This window comes from Pseudomonas sp. NBRC 111123 (genome assembly GCF_001320205.1).
Taxonomy (GTDB): domain Bacteria; phylum Pseudomonadota; class Gammaproteobacteria; order Pseudomonadales; family Pseudomonadaceae; genus Aquipseudomonas; species Aquipseudomonas putida_J.
This window is the reverse complement of sequence record NZ_BCAZ01000010.1, coordinates 16,882-34,483: the sequence shown is the minus strand read 5'-3', so window position 1 is coordinate 34,483 and position 17,602 is coordinate 16,882. Positions and strand designations below refer to the sequence as shown.

Sequence of the window (17,602 nt, the reverse complement as noted above, 5' to 3'; positions counted from 1 at the left end):
GCCCCAATAGTGGCTAAAGCAGGTAGAATCACGCCCTGACTCAATCAGGGCGTTTTTCTATGCGTATTGGCCACGGCTACGATGTGCACCGTTTCTGCGACGGTGATTTCATTACCCTGGGTGGGGTGCGTATCCCCCACAAATACGGCCTCCTGGCCCATTCCGACGGTGACGTGCTGCTGCACGCCCTGAGCGATGCCTTGCTCGGCGCTGCTGCGTTGGGCGACATCGGCAAGCATTTCCCCGACACCGACCCGCAGTTCAAGGGCGCCGACAGCCGCGTGCTGCTGCGTCACGTGGTCGCTATCGTCAAGGCCAAGGGCTGGCAGGTCGGCAACGTCGACGCCACCATCGTCGCCCAGGCCCCGAAAATGGCCCCGCACATCGAAACCATGCGCCAGCTGATTGCCGAAGACCTGCAGGTCGAACTCGACCAGGTCAACGTCAAGGCCACCACCACCGAAAAGCTCGGTTTTACCGGCCGCGAGGAGGGCATCGCCGTGCATGCGGTTGCCCTGCTGCTGCCAGCATGACCGAACTGGACCTGCTGGGCCCGCGCGCGTCGGGCGAATCGTTGGGTAGCGCCGTGCTAAAGGCCGTGGCTGATGACTTCCAGGTCGACGAAGTGCTGGACATCCCGCTGTCCGGCCAGGGCGAGCACCTGTGGCTGTGGGTCGAGAAGCGCGACCTTAACACCGAAGAAGCTGCCCGCCGCCTGGCCCGCGCCGCCGGTGTACCGGTGCGCGCCATCAGCTATGCCGGCCTCAAGGACCGCCAGGCCCTGACCCGCCAGTGGTTCAGCCTGCACCTGCCGGGCAAGGCCGACCCGGATCTGTCGCGTGCCGAAGATGACACCCTGCGGGTGCTGAAGCAGGTGCGTCACCAGCGCAAGCTGCAGCGCGGTGCCCATTCAGCTAACGGTTTCACCCTGCGTCTGACCGCCCTGGCGGCTGACCGCCAGGCCCTGGATGCTCGCCTGGAGCAACTCAAGCAACAGGGCGTGCCGAACTACTTCGGCAGCCAGCGTTTCGGTCACGGTGGCGGCAACGTCCACGACGCTCAGGACTGGGCCGCGCGCAAGGCTCTGCCGGAACAGCGCAACGTGCGTTCGCGCCTGCTTTCGGCAGCGCGCAGCTACGTGTTCAACCAAGTGCTGGCGGCGCGGGTCGCTGATGGCAGCTGGCAGCGCGCCCAGGTCGGGGACCTGTTGGCGTTCACCGATAGCCGTAGCTTCTTTCCTGCTGGAGAGCAGGAATGTTCCGATCCTCGCCTGGCGATTCTTGATTTGCATCCGACTGGTCCGATGTGGGGGGAAGGCCCTTCGCCCGCGGCTGGCGCGACCTCCGGGCTTGAGACGGCGGTCGGCGAGCGTCACCTGGCACTGTGCCAGTGGCTCGCATATGCGGGCATGAGTCACGAACGGCGCATCCTGCGGCTCCCTATTGGCGGCCTGACGTGGCATTATCCCGAGCCTGATATCCTGCAACTGGAATTCGTCCTTCCGGCCGGATGCTTCGCCACCGTGGTGGTGCGCGAACTCGTCGATCTGGTGCCGGCAGGGCAGACGGACAGCCCATGCGTATTCTGATTTCGAATGACGACGGTGTTACGGCACCGGGCCTCGCCGCGCTACACAGTGCGCTGGCGGATTATGCCGAGTGCGTGGTGATCGCCCCGGACCAAGACAAGAGCGGCGCTGGCAGTTCGCTGACGCTGGACCGGCCGCTGCACCCGCAGACCTTGGCCAACGGCTTCATCAGCCTCAACGGCACACCTACCGATTGCGTGCACCTGGGGCTCAACGGTCTGTTGCCGGAGCCTGTGGACCTGGTCGTCTCGGGCATCAACTTGGGGGCCAACCTGGGTGATGACGTGATTTATTCCGGTACGGTCGCCGCCGCACTGGAAGGCCGGTTCCTGGGCGGCACCTCGCTGGCGTTCTCGCTGCTGTCGCGGCTGCCCGACAACCTGCCGACCGCCGCCTACATAGCCCGCCGCCTGGTAGAGGCGCTGCCGCGCCTGCACCTGCCGCCGCGCACTGTACTCAATGTCAATATCCCCAATCTGCCGCTGGAGCACATCCGCGGCATCCAGCTTACCCGCCTCGGTCACCGGGCGCGGGCGGCGGCGCCGACCAAGGTGGTCAACCCGCGTGGCAAGGAAGGCTACTGGATCGCCGTGGCCGGTGATGCCGAGGATGGCGGGCCAGGCACCGATTTCCATGCTGTCATGCAAGGTTACGTGTCGATCACCCCGTTGCAGCTGGACCGCACGTTCAACGATGCCTTCGAACAGCTCGACGGCTGGCTGGAGGGCCTGCTCTGATGCGTGAACAGGACGATCTGCAGCGCCGTGGCGGTATCGGCATGACCTCGCAGCGGACCCGCGAGCGGCTGATCCAGCGCCTCTATGAGGAAGGCGTGTCGAACGCCAAGGTGCTTGACGTGATTCGCCGTACCCCACGCCACCTGTTCGTCGACGAGGCCCTGGCGCACCGGGCATACGAAGACACGGCGCTGCCGATCGGGCACAACCAGACCATCTCCCAGCCGTTCATGGTGGCGCACATGAGCGAGCTACTGCTGGAGGCGGGGCCGCTGGACAAGGTATTGGAGATCGGCACTGGTTCCGGCTACCAGACCGCGATCCTGGCCCAGCTGGTCGAGCGGGTGTTCTCGGTGGAGCGGATCAAGGTGTTGCAGGATCGGGCCAAAGAACGCCTGGTCGAGCTCAACTTGCGCAATGTGGTGTTCCGTTGGGGCGACGGCTGTGATGGCTGGCAGGCGCTGGCACCCTACAACGGCATCATCGTTACTGCGGTGGCCCCGGAAGTGCCGCAGGCGCTGCTCGACCAACTGGCACCGGGAGGGCGGATGGTGATTCCGGTCGGCCCGGCCGGCGAGGTGCAACAGCTGATGCTGATCGTGCGCGAAGAGCACGGCTTCTCCCGTCGCGTGCTGGGTGCAGTGCGTTTCGTGCCGCTGCTCAATGGCCCGCTGGCCTGAGGCGGCAGGAATATTTGCAGCCGCAACGAATTCTTGCAGCATGGCCCTGTCTATCTGGCGGGGCCTGGGCCCTGCCAATGCCGCCTGGCTTGGTTATAATTGCAACAATATTGCATTTCATATCGTATTATCGATTTTCGGCACCATGAGGGGAGCGCGGGTGGGGCACACAGTCATTCGGCAGCGAAAGGATCGGTCGGTTTTCAAGCTTCTGGTGATTGCACTGGCCATGGGCACCCTGCTGACAGGTTGCTCCAGCACAGGCTCCAGCGGTGCGCGCGTGGTCGATCGCAACACTGCTGCGCCCAAGCGACCTGCAGTGACCTCGGGGCAGTACGTCGTCAAACCTGGCGATACCCTGTTCTCCATCGCGTTCCGCTATGGCTGGGACTACAAGGAGCTGGCCGCGCGTAACGGCATTCCCGCCCCCTATACCATTCGCCCAGGCCAGGCGATCCGTTTCAGCAGCGGGTCTGCCAGCAGTACCACGGTGGTCTCCAGCCCGTCCTCCTCGAGCCGAACAACGGTCATTCGTCGCCCTGCCGGAACGCCTATCAACACCCCGCAAAACGGCGGAAAGCCGACGCCAACAACGCCCGCCACGCCTGCTCCGGTGGTTGCCACGGTGCCCGCGGCAGAGCGGGCGGTGGGCAACTGGGCGTGGCCAGCCAATGGCGTGCTGATTGGAAAATTCGCTTCAAACGGTAGTTTGAATAAAGGCATTGATATCGCCGGTGATTTGGGACAGCCTGTTTTTGCTGCGTCTGATGGTGCGGTGGTCTACGCCGGGAGTGGCTTGAGGGGCTACGGCGAACTGATCATCATCAAGCACAGCGATACCTACGTCAGTGCCTACGGTCACAACCGCAGGCTGTTGGTTCGGGAGGGGCAGCAGGTCAAGGCAGGGCAGTCGATTGCTGAAATGGGGTCCACGGGCACTGATCGGGTGAAGCTGCATTTCGAGATTCGCCGCCAGGGTAAACCCGTCGATCCACTCCAGTTCCTGCCACGTCGTTGATCGTTGTGCCCGGCCTGTTCCTGTGACGTAAAGGGGACAGGCTCCTGCGTTGCCAGGGAGACAGGCGCCGCATGAGTCTGAGTTCGAACTCAGCAAAGGACTATAACAATGGCTCTCAGTAAAGAAGCGCCGGAGTTTGACATCGACGATGACGTCCTCCTCATGGAGACGGGCATCGTTTTGGAAACGGATGTGGTGTCAGACGAACCTGCTGTACCTTCGGTTCGGACCAGGGCCAAATCAGGCTCTTCGCTCAAGCAACACAAGTACATCGATTACAGCCGGGCGCTCGATGCCACCCAGCTGTATCTCAACGAGATTGGATTCTCGCCTCTGCTTTCGCCGGAAGAGGAAGTGCACTTTGCGCGCCTGTCGCAAAAGGGTGACCCTGCCGGCCGCAAACGCATGATCGAAAGCAACCTGCGTCTGGTTGTGAAAATCGCCCGTCGTTATGTGAACCGTGGTCTGTCGCTGCTCGACCTGATCGAGGAGGGCAACTTGGGGTTGATCCGTGCGGTGGAAAAGTTCGACCCGGAGCGCGGTTTCCGCTTCTCGACCTATGCGACCTGGTGGATCCGCCAGACCATCGAGCGGGCGATCATGAACCAGACCCGCACCATTCGCCTGCCGATCCACGTGGTCAAGGAGCTCAACGTCTACCTGCGGGCCGCGCGCGAACTGACCCAGAAACTCGACCACGAGCCGTCGCCGGAAGAAATCGCCACGCTGCTGGAAAAACCGGTCGCCGAGGTCAAGCGCATGCTGGGCCTGAACGAGCGTGTGTCTTCGGTGGACGTGTCGCTCGGCCCGGACTCGGACAAGACCCTGCTCGACACCCTGACCGACGATCGCCCGACCGATCCGTGCGAACTGCTGCAGGATGACGACCTGTCGCAGAGCATCGATCAGTGGCTGGGTGAGCTGACCGACAAGCAGCGCGAGGTGGTCGTGCGTCGCTTTGGTCTGCGCGGGCATGAGAGCAGCACCCTGGAGGATGTTGGCCTGGAGATCGGCCTGACCCGCGAACGTGTGCGGCAGATCCAGGTGGAGGGGCTCAAGCGCCTGCGCGAGATCCTCGAAAAGAACGGGCTTTCCAGCGAGTCGCTGTTCCAGTAAGCCAGGCTGTACCGTATGCAAACGCCCCGATGACCTCGGGGCGTTTTTTATTTTCGGTATTTCGGTAACCCAGTACTGGCCTCTTCGCGGGCAAGCCCGCTCCCACAGGATCATCACAGGGCTCAGGTCTGCGCCCTCTCTGGGGTGACGGGCTTGCCCGCGAAGAGGCCGGTAGAGATGGGATAAATCTGGTGGCGAGCAATGTGTACGGCGCTACCCCTGATGCATGGCGTGTAAGCCTTTGCTTACTCTTTATGTAAGCCATCTGTGCAACTACCAGTAAATCAAAGTCGATTTCAGCTCTGGTTTATTCGTAAATCACTGAAATCTAAGTGATTTTTAGCTATGTGGAAATGTGTCCCCAGTAACATCCTGAGAAATCTCGCAGTTGCCCGGCTCAGGGAACTCGCTAGTATTCGAACTGTGCACACGGACATGCACAGGCTTTCAGGGAGAAGGCCAAGGACATCGCAAGACGCGATTTCATCAGGATGATGTTTGGGACAAGCAGGGACTACGGAAAAAATGTGGGCGGGTCAAACCGCCCCTTTTTTTTGCCCGCAGAAAACTAAAAAAGGCCCGTTGCGGGCCTTTTTCGTATCCGGGCGCTTAGCGCTCCAGGTGGGCGATCTTGCCGGTCTTGCCATCCCACTCTTCAGCGTCGGGCAGGGCGTCCTTACGCTCGGTGATGTTCGGCCAGATTTCTGCCAGCTCGGCGTTGAGCTCGATGAAGTTTTCCATGCCAGCGGGGATCTCGTCTTCCGAGAAGATCGCCTGGGCCGGGCACTCAGGCTCGCACAGTGCACAGTCGATGCACTCGTCCGGGTGAATCACCAGGAAGTTCGGGCCTTCGTAGAAGCAGTCCACCGGACAGACTTCCACGCAGTCGGTGTATTTGCATTTGATGCAGTTGTCGGTGACGACGAAGGTCATTTCTAGTTCTCTCCTCAGGCGACGGCGGCGGCCCTTCCTCTCAGGGCCGCGCGGTTTACGGGCATGTGGCTGCAGGCCAGGCTAATAACCTGCAGCACCAGCAAACCGCGGCGGATTCTACCAGCTTGTAGTGGGCGCCGTTATAACAGGTTCTTTAGTTGATATAGCATTTCGATAGCTTGACGCGGGGTCATGTCATCCAGGTCCAGTTTGCCCAGCTTCTCGATGGCCGGGTGTGGCAGGCTGGCGAACAGGTCGCTCTGGTGCGGGACTTGCGGCTCGTCCTTGGCCTTTTTCGTCACCGGTGCTTCATGGGGCAGGCTGGTGGTTTCCAGCCGGCCCAGGTGCTCGCGAGCGCGCAGGATCACTGGCGCTGGCACGCCCGCCAGCTGCGCCACTGCCAGGCCATAGCTTTGGCTGGCTGGGCCAGGCAGCACGTGGTGCAGGAAGACGATACGCTCGTTGTGCTCGGTGGCGTTCAGGTGCACGTTGGCAACCAGCGGTTCACTCTCCGGCAGTACGGTCAGCTCGAAGTAGTGGGTGGCGAACAAGGTATATGCACGCAGCTGGGCCAGGCGCTCGGCGGCGGCCCAGGCCAGCGACAGGCCGTCGAAGGTGCTGGTACCACGGCCGACTTCGTCCATCAGCACCAGGCTACGGTCGGTCGCGTTATGCAGGATATTGGCGGTTTCGCTCATCTCGACCATGAACGTCGAACGCCCGCCGGCCAGGTCATCGCTGGAGCCGATACGGGTGAAGATGCGGTCGACCAGCGACAGCTCGCAGCTGGCTGCCGGGACGAAGCTGCCGATGTGCGCCATCAGCACGATCAGGGCCGTCTGGCGCATGTAGGTGGACTTACCGCCCATGTTCGGGCCGGTGATGATCAGCATGCGCGTGCTGTTGTCCAGGCCCAGGTCGTTGGCCACGAACGGCGTGGTCAGCACCTGTTCGACCACCGGGTGACGGCCCTGCTCGATACGCAGGCACGGCTCGTCAGTGAAGCGCGGGCAGTTCAGGTCGAGGTTCAGCGCACGCTCGGCAAGGTTGCTCAGCACGTCGATTTCGGCCAGGGCGGCAGCGCTGTCCTGCAGCGGTGCCAGGTGGCTGATGAGGGTTTCCAGCAGCGCGTCGTAGAGCATCTTTTCGCGCGCCAGGGCGCGGCTCTTGGCCGACAGCGCCTTGTCCTCGAAGGCCTTGAGCTCGGGTGTGATGAAGCGCTCGGCTCCCTTGAGGGTCTGGCGGCGGATGTAGTCGCCCGGCGCCTGCTCGGCCTGCTTGGTCGGCAGCTCGATGAAGTAGCCGTGCACACGGTTGTAGCCGACCTTGAGGTTGGCCAGGCCGGTACGGGCCTTCTCGCGGGTTTCAAGGTCGATGAGGAACTGGCCGGCGTTTTCGCTGATTGCCAGCAGCTCGTCCAGTTCGCTGTCGTAGCCCGCCTTGAGCACACCGCCATCGCGAATCACCGCCGGCGGGTTGTCGATGATTGCACGCTCCAGCAGGCTGGCCAGTTCCGGGTAGGTCCCGGTGATGGCAGCCAGGCGCGCCAGGTGCGGCGCCTCCAGCTCGCTCATGGCGTTCTGCAGTTCGGGCAGGGCGCCAAGGGCGTCGCGCAGGCGCGCCAGGTCACGCGGGCGGGCATTGCGCAGGCCGATACGGGCGAGGATCCGCTCGATATCGCCGATTTCCTTGAGTTGCGGCTGCAGCTTTTCGAAGCGGTAGCCGTCGAGCAGGCAGCGGATCGAGTCCTGGCGCGCCTGCAGTACCTTGAGGTCGCGCAGCGGGCGGTTCAGCCAGCGGGTCAGCAGGCGGCTGGCCATGGCGGTCTGGCAGCGGTCGATCACCGATTGCAGGGTGTTGTCGCGCCCACCGGCCAGGTTGACGTCCAGCTCCAGGTTGCGGCGGCTGGCGCCATCCAGGATGACCGTGTCGTCCAGGCGCTCGTGGCGCAGGCTGCGCAAGTGTGGCAGGGCCGTGCGCTGGGTTTCCTTGGCGTAGGTCAGCAGGCAGCCGGCAGCGCCGATGGCCAGGGTCAGCTTGTCGCAGCCAAAGCCTTTCAGGTCCTTGGTCGCGAATTGCTGGCACAGGGCCTTGCGCGCCGAATCTCGGTCGAAGTCCCACGGCGCGCGGCGACGGGCCCCTGGGCGCTTCTCGGCGGGCAGGTCGCGTGGCCAGTCGTCGGGGATCAGCAGCTCTACCGGGTTCAGGCGCTCGAGTTCGGCCAGCAGGTTTTCCCAGCCCTTGATCTCCTGCACGCTGAAGTTGCCGCTGGTGATGTCCAGCACCGCCAGGCCGAACAGGCGTTCGTCACCGAGCAGGGCGGCAATCAGGTTGTCGCGGCGCTCGTCGAGCAGGGCCTCGTCACTGACCGTGCCGGGGGTGATGATGCGCACCACCTGGCGTTCCACCGGGCCTTTGCTGGTGGCCGGATCGCCGATCTGCTCACAGATCACCACCGATTCGCCAAGCTTGACCAGCTTGGCCAGGTAGCCCTCCAGCGAATGGAACGGAATGCCGCACATGGGGATCGACTGGCCGGCCGACTGACCGCGCGCGGTCAGGGTGATGTCCAGCAGTTTCGCGGCTTTCTTCGCATCTTCGTAGAAGATCTCGTAGAAATCGCCCATGCGGTAGAACATCAGCTGGTCCGGGTGCTGGTTTTTCAGCTTCCAGTACTGCTGCATCATTGGTGTGTGTGCGGAAAGATCAGACATTCAGGGCCTTACAGCGGGTGATCTGGTTGGCGATTATGAAACCGGCAATGGTACAGGCTTTTTCAACCAGATGCAGGCGCGGGCCATGGGGCATGCGCGCGCAGCCAGGCGCATTGCATTTGCCGGCGCATGCCTGCATTATGCATGTTATGCAAAAACGCAATGTAGCCACCGTACTCAGAGAACTGCTCGACCGCCACGGCCTGTCCCCGACGGAGCTGTACCGGCGCACGGGCGTCCCTCAATCCACCTTGTCGCGGATTCTCGGCGGCAAGATCGTCGACCCTTCAGACAAACACGTGTCGAAGATTGCCGAATACTTCGGTGTAAGCACCGAGCAGCTGCGTGGCCGCGCCGAGCTGGGCGAGTCGCGCGAAGCGGCGTTGCCGGCCCACGGCCATGCTGACCTCAGCGATATCAGCTTGTGGGACGATGAAACCCCCGTCGAGGATGACGAGGTGTCGGTACCTTTTCTTCGCGAGGTCGAATTGGCAGCAGGATCAGGAAGGTTCGTCATCGAAGAAAGCGAGCGAGCGCGGCTGCGGTTCGGCAAGCGCAGCCTGCGTCACAACGGCGTGCAGTTCGACCAGGCCAAGTGTGTGACCGTGCGCGGCAACAGCATGCTGCCGGTGCTGCGCGATGGCGCGACGGTCGGTGTGAACACAGGCAAATGCTCGATCGGCGATATCATCGATGGCGACCTCTACGCCATCAACCATAACGGCCAGCTGCGGGTTAAGCAGGTTTACCGCCTGCCTACCGGTATCCGCCTGCGCAGCTTCAACCGTGACGAACACCCCGATGAGGACTACAGCTTCCAGCAGATGCAGGACGAACAGATCAGCCTGCTCGGGCATGTGTTCTGGTGGGGCATGTACGCTCGCTGACGCCTCACGCTCCCCAGAAACCCGCCTCGGCGGGTTTTTTTTCGCCTGCAGAAAATCCCTACAAAGCAAGCCATGCATGGCCTGCATGCATATCAGCAAAAATCAGTGCATAGAAATTTGAAAAAATGCATTGACTGCATATGCATGAATGCATAGCCTGTGTCTCAAGCCGGACGGAAACCGGTTGTTACACAGGCAGCGATGGACAGGCCTCAACTGTCCAGAGGGTTGGCAACTGGCCCGGGTGTGCAGCGTAAAGCACCACGATCAGTTATCCGGCGGGCAGGCGGCCGCGGTCGGAGTCACCAATTTGTAGTGCAACCGTGCGGCGTCACCAGTCGTGGCCGGCGGTTCGACAACGCATTACTGAAAAGCCTGGCGAGCCGGGCTTTTTGGAATGCCGAGGTTTTTGAAATATGCAGCGTACCCACAACCCGCCTGTTGGCCCCGTCAACAGGCATTACACAGGAGACAGGACAGTGACGAACGAGCAACAAGCGTTACTGGAGATGCCGCTCTGGCTGGTAATCGTCCTGGCATTGCTGGGCGGCCTGAGCGGCGAAATGTGGCGGGCCGACAAGGCCGGAGCCACCGGTTGGTCGTTGCTGCGCCGGCTGGCGCTGCGCTCCGGGGCCTGCATGGTCTGCGGCGTGTCGACCGTGATGCTGCTGTATGCGGGCGGCCTGTCGATCTGGGCGGCCAGTGCATTTGGCTGCATGACCGCCGTCGGCGGCGCCGATGTCGCCATGCGCCTTTACGAACGTTGGGCGATACGGCGCCTGGGCTTGCGCGACACCACGCAGGCCGACGAGCAATAAGGAGAATATGCATGAGCGAATTGGCCACTTTGCATGCGGCCGTGACCGCAACGATTCGTGAGGCGATGCCGGAACTGGCCTCGGTCGATGCTTATACAGCTGTAGGAAATGCCCCAGAGCGACCGGCGCTGCGCCACGGCATTGTGCAAATGACGGCGGATGCGGCACCGCGCGATGGCCGCTCGGTGCTGATCGCCACCTTCGAGGCGGATATCACCGCTGATAGCGCCAACCCCGAAGCGCGTCTGCAGGGCAGCCTGCTTGCCGCACAACTGATGGATCTGCTGCGTCAGCAGCATTGGGCACTGGACTTCGTCGAAGCCAGCCGCAACGTGCAGGCGCAATTCGAGGGCAGCGCCTGGACCGTGCGCTGGGACCAGCCGGTGCTGCTTGGCGAGGCACGCTGGAGCTGGCCGGACCAGCCTCCCGGCAACCTGGTATTGGGCTTTGCGCCAGATATTGGCTTGGGCAACGAGGCGCACTACATCGCCCCGGAGGACCTGACATGAGCTACGTCAGCGCCATGCATGACCGCATGCTGGCGTGCATGGTCATTCCCTGCCGGGTGGTTGCGGTGGACCTTGCAGCCGCTCGGGTGCGGGTATCCGATGGCAGTGGCTGGACCAGCGCCTGGCTGCGCTGGCATGCCCAGGCTGCCGGCCAGGCCCGGCACTGGCGAGCACCCAGCCTGGGCGAGCAGGGCGTGCTGCTCAGCCCCAGTGGCGAGCCGGCCCAGGGCACGTTCCTCCCCGGCCTGTATGGCAATGCTGGCAGTGCGGCGGATAACCGTGAGCATGCCGAGGTCTGGCGTTTCGCCGATGGGGGTTCGCTCAGCTATGACTGGCAGGCCAGCCATTACGACATCCAGCTGCCTGGCGGCAGCGCGACCATCAAGGTCGGCGCCAGCACCGTGCAGGTCAGCGACGCTGCGATCAGCCTTGAGGCGGCAGCGATCAACCTCACTGGCAACGTCACCATCGACGGCGCGCTGCAGGTCAGCGGCGATATCAACGGCGGTGGGCGGATTATCGATACCGCCGGCAACACGGCCAATCACAAACACTGAATCAAGCCCGCCCACGCGGGCTTTTTCATATCAGGAGAATGCCATGCATACCCATGAACAGGGCGGTGCACCATGATCGGCATGGACCGCCGCACCGGCCAGCCATTGGCCGGCATCGATCATTTGCGCCAGTCCATCGAAGACATCCTCACCACGCCGCTGGGCAGCCGTCGCATGCGCCCTGAATACGGCAGCCAGCTGCGGCGCTTCGTCGACCTGCCAGTCAACGAGGGCTGGAAAAGCGCCGTGCAAGCCGAAGTGGCCCGCGCGCTGGGCCGTTGGGAGCCGCGCCTGCAATTGCAGCGGGTCAAGGTCGTCGCGGTGCTAGACGGCCAGGTCAGCCTGGCTTTGAGCGGTCGCTACCTGGGCGACGACGCGTTGGTGGAGGTGAGCGTATGAGCCAGGTCGACCTGTCGAAACTGCCTGCACCACAGCTGTTGGAGGACCTCGACTACGAAGCCCTCTATCAGGCCGACCTGGACACCTTCCGCGAATACCTGGGCGACGCCTGGAGCGCCAATCTGGAGAGCGACCCGGTCACCAAGCTGCTCGAAGTCGGTGCCTACCGCAAGCTGCTCAACCGGGCGCGCATCAACGATGCCGCCAAGGCGCTGCTGCTGGCCTACGCCCAGGGCTCTGACCTGGACCAGCTGGCGGCAAATGTCAGCCTGCAGCGCCTGGTGATCCAGGCCGAGGACCTGGCCAGCGTCCCGCCCGTCGAGGCCCTGCTGGAGGCGGACGATGCCCTGCGTGAGCGGGTGCAGCTGGTCTACGAAGGCCTGACCACCGCGGGCCCGCGCAACAGTTACATCCTGCATGCCCGCAACGCTTCGGGGCAGGTGGCTGACGCCACCGCCGAAAGCCCGTCGCCGGCCGTGGTGGATGTCACCGTGCTGGGCCTGGAAGGCAATGGCGAGGCCAGCCCCGAGCTGCTGGCGCAGGTGGCGGCTTATCTCAACGATGACGACATACGCCCGGTCGCCGACCGGGTCAATGTACGCAGCGCCGAAATCCTGCCCTATCGCATCGATGCCGTGCTGTACCTGGCCGACAGCGGCCCTGAGTACGAGGCGATCCTCGCCGAGTGCCAGCGTCGCCTGGAGGCCTGGATCAACCCGCGACGGCGGCTTGGCGTGGAAGTGGCCCGTTCGGGCATCGATGCCCAGCTGCATATCGATGGTGTCAGCCGGGTCGAGCTGAGCGGTTGGGCGGATATTCGCCCGAGCAAGGCCCAGGCAGCGTGGTGCAGCGGTTTCACCTTGAAGCGGGGTGGCTGACATGCAGAGCCTGTTGCCGCTCAATCGCTCAGCGCTGGAGCGGGCCATCGAAGTGGCGGCCGATGAGGACCTGAAGGTCAGCCTGCGCCGGCTCTACAGCCCCAACAGCTGCCCCGCGCAGTTGCTTTATCACTTGGCCTGGGCCTGGTCGGTGGACCGCTGGGAAGACAGCTGGAGTGACGAGATCAAGCGTTCGGTGATCCGCGCGGCGTTCTTCGTCCACGCCCACAAAGGCACCCTCGGTGCGCTCCGGCGTGTGGTGGAGCCGTTCGGCTACCTGATCGAGGTGCAGGAGTGGTGGCAAGCCACGCCGCCTGCACAGGCGGGCACCTTTGCACTGAAGATCGGCGTTTCCGATGCGGGCATCAGCGAAAGCACCTATCAGGAGCTGTCATCGCTGATCGACGACGCCCGCCCGGTCAGCCGCCACCTGACCGGCCTGGTCATCAGCCTCGAAAGCCGTGGCGCCCTTCATGTCGGCTGCGCGATCCAGGACGGCGACGAACTGGACATCTACCCGCTGGCACCCCGTGACATCGAAGTCATCGGTGCCATAGGTCGTGGCGGCCGCGAACATACAATCGATACCTTGGATATTGCACATGGTTGACCAGACTTCTCAGTTCTACGCCATCCTCACCAATGTCGGCGCGGCGAAACAAGCCAACGCGGATGCCTTGGGCATCGCATGGAAAATCACCCAGATGGGTGTCGGCGACGCCAACGGCACCGACCCCACCCCCAACGCCACCCAGACCAGCCTGATCAACGAATGGCGACGCGCGCCGTTGAATCAGCTGAAAGTGGACGATAAAAATAGCGCAATCATCATTGCCGAGCAGGTCATCCCGGCGGATGTCGGCGGCAAGTGGATCCGCGAGATCGCGCTTTACGATGCCGATGGCGACATGGTGGCCGTGGCCAACTGTGCGCCTACTTATAAGCCGCTGCTCAGCCAGGGCTCGGGACGTACCCAGGTGGTGCGGATGAACCTGGTGGTGAGCAGTGCCAGCAACGTGCAGTTGAAGATTGATCCGGCGGTGGTGCTGGCTACGCGGGAGTGGGTGACCGAGGAGCTGGCACGGCAGGATTTTAAGCATTCTGTGTTGGCTGCAACTACAGCGAACATCAACTTGAGCGGTTTACAGACGATAGATGGCGTGGCGCTGGCTGCTGGGGCGCGGGTGCTGGTGAAGAACCAGACAGCGGCCAAGGACAATGGTCTGTATCTGGTGGTGGCGAGCGGCGCATGGACTCGCTGCGGTGATGCGGATAGCAGTGCCAAAGTTACGCCCTGTATGTTGGTGCTGGTCGAGCGAGGGACGGTCAATGGGGACAGTGCATGGCAACTGGTGACCGATGCACCGATCAGTCTGGGCGTCACTGCCCTGGCGTACGAAATGGCTTTCGGGCGAACTGGCGTGGCTACGGGCACCTATCGTAGCGTTTCGGTGGATGCCTATGGCCGCGTAATGGGAGCCACCAATCCGACTACGGTAGCGGGATATGGTCTCACCGATGTGTACACCAAGACCCAGGTCGATCAGTCGCTGGCGTTGAAGGCACCTCTGGCCAGTCCCGTGCTGACCGGAACACCGACGGCGCCTACACCAGCGGCGGGCAACAATTCAACTCAGCTGGCTAACACTGCCTTTGTGCAAGCGGCCATCTCGGCGCTGATTGCTTCAGCGCCAGGTGCGCTGGATACGCTCAATGAACTGGCCGCGGCGCTGGGCAATGATCCGAACTTTGCCACGACAATGACCAACGCCTTAGCGCTCAAAGCAGCCTTGGCCAATCCTAACTTCACGGGGCTTCCGACTGCGCCGACAAGGCCCCGATTTACCGCCGACACGACATTGGCGACGACGGATTTCGTCCAATCGAGGGGCGTGCAGTTCAATACGTTTGCAGCGTCAAATCAGGCCGGTACATACCCCGGCACTATTGCACATATTGGCGGGGTGGTGCATTTCTGGGGTGACGCCCAGATGGCCTATACCGTTCCGAACTCGGCAACCACTGGTGCTGCCATGGGTGCAGTTGTCAGGGTGCACAACTGGTCTACTGGGCGACTACAAATCACACCACAAGGCAGCGATAAGTTGCAGGAAGGCAGTGCGTATGCGGCATCCAATGCCGCCCGCACAATACCGTCCGATACCTTTGTAGATTTACTACACATCGGCTCGGGCGTTTGGATCATGCATGGAAGCGGCGTGGACTATTTGAGAGTGCCTTGGACCAAGGTTACAAATAACGTTGGATACGCGTTCTCCCCTAGCGGCATGTTGGAGCAGTGGGGGTCGGTGAGTATGGTGGCGCCCGCAGATGCCCTGCAAGTTAACGTGACATTTCCACTTGCATTTCCTAATGCTTGCCTGAATCTGCAGACCAGTATTGGAGTAGATATCGTTGATTACGATGAAAACGCTGCCTACCGGTTGTGCAAGCAACAAATACATGCAGGCCGTCCTACGAAAGTGGGTTTTGAAGGTCAGGCGATTATGGACAACTACCCAGACCAGAGCCGTGTTGTTAAATGGCGAGCAATAGGGTACTGATAATTAGGTGGACAGAGTGGCAATTTATGTAGTGAAAGATGAGAAGGGTTTCTGGCGTGAGGATAACAGGCCGGAAGGCGCTCAACCAATCGACGACGGTCTCTACCAAAAGCTCTTGGCAGGGGAAGCGTCGGGTAGATGGATCAACTGGAATACTTCGCCGCCATCGCTGAAAGATCCAGAAGTTGATGGCGGGCCAGCAGCAGAGCGCGCTTGGCGCGACGCTGCAATGATGAAGCCTTGCGCGGCGCGCGACCGTCATCGCGACGAACAAGAACTATTCAGACGCACTAGCCTCACCCCTGAACGCTATGTGGAATTGCTGGAATATATCCAGAAGTTGCGCGATTGGCCCCAGTCGACCGACTTCCCAGACATCTCGCAGCGCCCCACGGCCCCGGCCTGGTTCCCTGAACAAACTTAAGACGCCCCGAATTAATGGGGCGTTTTCGTTTTTGCTGTACCACAAAGCCCCGAATGCGGGGCTTTTTAACATCTGGAGATTAATTCATGAGTGGATTCTTCCACGGCGTCACCGTAACCAACGTCGACACCGGCGCCCGCAGCATCGCGTTGCCTTCTTCCTCGATCATCGGCCTGGTCGACACCTTCACCGAAGGCGCTGGCGTCACGGCCAAGGCCAACGACCTGGTGCTGATCACCAGCGAACGCGAAGCGGTCGCCGCATTCGGCGAAAACGCGGCCATCACCAAGGCCTGCCGGGCCATCTACACCCGCGCCAAGGCGGTCATTGTCGCCTGTGGCGTGGCCAAGCTGGACGATGCAGCGGAGCAGACCGCCGCGATCATCGGCAGCGTTCAGGCCGACGGCAAACGCACCGGCCTGCAGGCGCTGCTCGACGGCAAGAGCCGTTTCAACGCCCAGCCGCGCCTGTTGGCCGCACCACGCCACAGCGCCACCCAGGCGGTCGGCACCGCATTGGTAGCCCTGGCCGACAAGCTGCGCGGCATCGCCATCATCGACGGCCCCAACACCACTGATGAGGCAGCCCTCGACTACGCCAAGCACTTCGGCGCCAAGCGCGCCTTCCTGGTCGACCCGGGCGTGCAGTACTGGGACAACGGCGAGGAGGCCACCGTCGATGCGCCGGGCTCAGCCTGGGTCGCCGGCCTGTTCGCCTGGACCGACAGCGAATACGGCTTCTGGGCCTCGCCGTCGAACAAGGAGTTCGTCGGCGTCACCGGCACCGTCCGCCCGGTGGAGTTCCTCGATGGCGACGACAGCTGCCGCGCCAACCTGCTGAACAACGCCAACATCGCCACCATCATCCGCGATGACGGCTTCCGCCTGTGGGGTAACCGCACCCTGTCCAGCGACCCGAAATGGGCGTTCGTCACCCGTGTGCGAACCATGGACATCGTCATGGACGCGATCCTCTACGGCCACAAGTGGGCGGTCGACCGCGCCATCACTGCCACCTACGTCAAGGACGTCACCGAAGGCCTGCAGGCCTTCATGCGCGACCTGAAGAACCAGGGCGCGATCATCAACTTCGAGGTCTTCGCCGACCCGGAGCTGAACACCGCCAGCCAGCTCGAGCAGGGCAAGGTGTACTGGAACATCCGCTTCACCGACGTGCCGCCTGCCGAAAACCCCAATTTCCGCGTTGAAGTCACTAACCAGTGGCTGACCGAAGTTCTCGATTCCGCCGCTTAAGGAGCGCATCTACATGGCAATGATTCCCGAAACCCTGGCCAACCTGAACCTGTTCGTCGATGGCGTCAGCTTCCAGGGCGATGTACCCAGCCTGACCCTGCCCAAACTCACCCTGAAGATGGAAGAACACCGCCCCGGCGGCATGGACATGCCGGTCGAGATGGACCTGGGCATGGAAAAGCAGGAAGCCGCTTTCACCACCACTGGCGTGCGCCGTGAAGCGCTGAAATTCTTCGGCCTGGCCGATGGCAGCGGCTTCAATGGCACCTTCCGCGGCGCCTTCAAGGGCCTCAAGGGCAAGATCAACCCGGTGGTGGTGACCCTGCGTGGCACCCTGAAGGAAATCGACATGGGCGACTGGAAGTCCGGCGACAAGGCCGAGATCAAGCACAGCGTCGGCCTGACCTACTACAAGCTCGAAGTCGATGGCCGCCTGATCTACGAGATCGACGCACTGGGCATGAAGCGGGTGATCGATGGCGTCGACCAGTTGGCCGCCCAGCGCGCTGCGCTCGGCTTGTAAGGGG

The 17,602-nt window shown here is 62.5% G+C and carries 19 protein-coding genes; 17 read left to right on the top strand and 2 right to left on the bottom strand.

Going from position 1 to position 17,602, the window contains the following annotated elements:
* The first annotated feature begins 59 nt into the window (after positions 1-59).
* The 6 genes from ispF (at position 60) to rpoS (ending at position 5,139) form a co-directional block, all read left to right on the top strand.
* Positions 60-533 (top strand): 2-C-methyl-D-erythritol 2,4-cyclodiphosphate synthase, encoded by a 474-nt coding sequence (gene ispF, locus APH27_RS07740; RefSeq protein WP_027920015.1) that lies wholly within the window; start codon positions 60-62, stop codon positions 531-533.
* Complete coding sequence (gene truD / locus APH27_RS07735; protein WP_060484484.1) at positions 530-1,588, top strand: tRNA pseudouridine(13) synthase TruD; 1,059 nt, start codon at positions 530-532, stop codon at positions 1,586-1,588. The genes ispF and truD overlap by 4 nt, the downstream gene beginning before the upstream one ends.
* Entirely contained in the window at positions 1,576-2,325 is a 750-nt protein-coding gene (gene surE / locus APH27_RS07730) for a 5'/3'-nucleotidase SurE (RefSeq protein WP_027920013.1), read from the top strand. Before truD ends, surE begins: the two co-directional genes overlap by 13 nt.
* Before the next feature lie 41 nt (positions 2,326-2,366).
* Positions 2,367-3,005 carry a protein-L-isoaspartate(D-aspartate) O-methyltransferase gene (locus APH27_RS07725; protein WP_177326721.1) on the top strand — a complete coding sequence of 213 codons (639 nt, stop codon included), beginning with the start codon at positions 2,367-2,369 and terminating at the stop codon, positions 3,003-3,005.
* A 160-nt stretch (positions 3,006-3,165) separates the two neighbouring features.
* Entirely contained in the window at positions 3,166-4,023 is an 858-nt protein-coding gene (locus tag APH27_RS07720) for a peptidoglycan DD-metalloendopeptidase family protein (protein ID WP_027920011.1), read from the top strand.
* 108 nt (positions 4,024-4,131) lie between these two features.
* Complete coding sequence (gene rpoS, locus APH27_RS07715; protein ID WP_016392283.1) at positions 4,132-5,139, top strand: RNA polymerase sigma factor RpoS; 1,008 nt, start codon at positions 4,132-4,134, stop codon at positions 5,137-5,139.
* Positions 5,140-5,748: 609 nt separating this feature from the next.
* Here the strand turns inward: rpoS and fdxA are convergent.
* Positions 5,749-6,072: a ferredoxin FdxA gene (gene fdxA, locus APH27_RS07710; protein WP_060484483.1), complete on the bottom strand. Its 324-nt coding sequence runs from the start codon at positions 6,070-6,072 to the stop codon at positions 5,749-5,751.
* Between the two features lie 140 nt (positions 6,073-6,212).
* Positions 6,213-8,786 (bottom strand): DNA mismatch repair protein MutS, encoded by a 2,574-nt coding sequence (gene mutS / locus APH27_RS07705; RefSeq protein ID WP_027920009.1) that lies wholly within the window; start codon positions 8,784-8,786, stop codon positions 6,213-6,215.
* A 140-nt stretch (positions 8,787-8,926) separates the two neighbouring features.
* Between mutS and APH27_RS07700 the strand changes: the two genes are divergently transcribed.
* The 11 genes from APH27_RS07700 (at position 8,927) to APH27_RS07655 (ending at position 17,598) form a co-directional block, all read left to right on the top strand.
* Positions 8,927-9,673, top strand: a complete 747-nt coding sequence (locus APH27_RS07700) for a S24 family peptidase (protein ID WP_027920008.1) — start codon at positions 8,927-8,929, stop codon at positions 9,671-9,673.
* A 479-nt stretch (positions 9,674-10,152) separates the two neighbouring features.
* Positions 10,153-10,491 (top strand): phage holin family protein, encoded by a 339-nt coding sequence (locus APH27_RS07695; RefSeq protein WP_027920007.1) that lies wholly within the window; start codon positions 10,153-10,155, stop codon positions 10,489-10,491.
* A gap of 11 nt (positions 10,492-10,502) precedes the next feature.
* The gene (locus APH27_RS07690) at positions 10,503-11,000 is read left to right on the top strand and encodes a hypothetical protein (protein ID WP_027920006.1); all 498 of its coding nucleotides are present in this window, start codon (positions 10,503-10,505) and stop codon (positions 10,998-11,000) included.
* Entirely contained in the window at positions 10,997-11,557 is a 561-nt protein-coding gene (locus tag APH27_RS07685) for a phage baseplate assembly protein V (protein WP_027920005.1), read from the top strand. The genes APH27_RS07690 and APH27_RS07685 overlap by 4 nt, the downstream gene beginning before the upstream one ends.
* Positions 11,558-11,629: 72 nt before the next feature.
* Positions 11,630-11,956, top strand: a complete 327-nt coding sequence (locus APH27_RS07680; RefSeq protein WP_027920004.1) for a GPW/gp25 family protein — start codon at positions 11,630-11,632, stop codon at positions 11,954-11,956.
* Complete coding sequence (locus APH27_RS07675) at positions 11,953-12,834, top strand: baseplate J/gp47 family protein (RefSeq protein WP_060484482.1); 882 nt, start codon at positions 11,953-11,955, stop codon at positions 12,832-12,834. Before APH27_RS07680 ends, APH27_RS07675 begins: the two co-directional genes overlap by 4 nt.
* A 1-nt stretch (position 12,835) precedes the next feature.
* Positions 12,836-13,444, top strand: a complete 609-nt coding sequence (locus APH27_RS07670; protein WP_060484481.1) for a phage tail protein I — start codon at positions 12,836-12,838, stop codon at positions 13,442-13,444.
* Positions 13,437-15,398: a phage tail protein gene (locus APH27_RS07665; protein WP_082435051.1), complete on the top strand. Its 1,962-nt coding sequence runs from the start codon at positions 13,437-13,439 to the stop codon at positions 15,396-15,398. The genes APH27_RS07670 and APH27_RS07665 overlap by 8 nt, the downstream gene beginning before the upstream one ends.
* A 16-nt stretch (positions 15,399-15,414) precedes the next feature.
* Positions 15,415-15,822, top strand: coding sequence for a phage tail assembly chaperone (locus tag APH27_RS26810; RefSeq protein ID WP_256250565.1), 408 nt, complete (start codon positions 15,415-15,417; stop codon positions 15,820-15,822).
* Between the two features lie 86 nt (positions 15,823-15,908).
* Positions 15,909-17,075: a phage tail sheath family protein gene (locus APH27_RS07660; protein WP_060484480.1), complete on the top strand. Its 1,167-nt coding sequence runs from the start codon at positions 15,909-15,911 to the stop codon at positions 17,073-17,075.
* A 13-nt stretch (positions 17,076-17,088) separates the two neighbouring features.
* On the top strand, positions 17,089-17,598 hold the full coding sequence (locus APH27_RS07655; RefSeq protein WP_027920000.1) for a phage major tail tube protein: 510 nt from the start codon (positions 17,089-17,091) through the stop codon (positions 17,596-17,598).
* Positions 17,599-17,602 lie beyond the last annotated feature (4 nt).

Bases quoted from the DNA above. Each gene is read 5' to 3' on its own strand.
- ispF (WP_027920015.1), top strand. From the start codon at position 60: ATGCGTATTGGCCACGGCTACGATGTGCACCGTTTCTGCGACGGTGAT.
- truD (WP_060484484.1), top strand. From the start codon at position 530: ATGACCGAACTGGACCTGCTGGGCCCGCGCGCGTCGGGCGAATCGTTG.
- surE (WP_027920013.1), top strand. From the start codon at position 1,576: ATGCGTATTCTGATTTCGAATGACGACGGTGTTACGGCACCGGGCCTC.
- APH27_RS07725 (WP_177326721.1), top strand. From the start codon at position 2,367: ATGACCTCGCAGCGGACCCGCGAGCGGCTGATCCAGCGCCTCTATGAG.
- rpoS (WP_016392283.1), top strand. From the start codon at position 4,132: ATGGCTCTCAGTAAAGAAGCGCCGGAGTTTGACATCGACGATGACGTC.
- fdxA (WP_060484483.1), bottom strand. From the start codon at position 6,072: ATGACCTTCGTCGTCACCGACAACTGCATCAAATGCAAATACACCGAC.
- mutS (WP_027920009.1), bottom strand. From the start codon at position 8,786: ATGTCTGATCTTTCCGCACACACACCAATGATGCAGCAGTACTGGAAG.
- APH27_RS07700 (WP_027920008.1), top strand. From the start codon at position 8,927: ATGCATGTTATGCAAAAACGCAATGTAGCCACCGTACTCAGAGAACTG.
- APH27_RS07690 (WP_027920006.1), top strand. From the start codon at position 10,503: ATGAGCGAATTGGCCACTTTGCATGCGGCCGTGACCGCAACGATTCGT.
- APH27_RS07685 (WP_027920005.1), top strand. From the start codon at position 10,997: ATGAGCTACGTCAGCGCCATGCATGACCGCATGCTGGCGTGCATGGTC.
- APH27_RS07680 (WP_027920004.1), top strand. From the start codon at position 11,630: ATGATCGGCATGGACCGCCGCACCGGCCAGCCATTGGCCGGCATCGAT.
- APH27_RS07675 (WP_060484482.1), top strand. From the start codon at position 11,953: ATGAGCCAGGTCGACCTGTCGAAACTGCCTGCACCACAGCTGTTGGAG.
- APH27_RS07670 (WP_060484481.1), top strand. From the start codon at position 12,836: ATGCAGAGCCTGTTGCCGCTCAATCGCTCAGCGCTGGAGCGGGCCATC.
- APH27_RS07665 (WP_082435051.1), top strand. From the start codon at position 13,437: ATGGTTGACCAGACTTCTCAGTTCTACGCCATCCTCACCAATGTCGGC.
- APH27_RS07660 (WP_060484480.1), top strand. From the start codon at position 15,909: ATGAGTGGATTCTTCCACGGCGTCACCGTAACCAACGTCGACACCGGC.
- APH27_RS07655 (WP_027920000.1), top strand. From the start codon at position 17,089: ATGGCAATGATTCCCGAAACCCTGGCCAACCTGAACCTGTTCGTCGAT.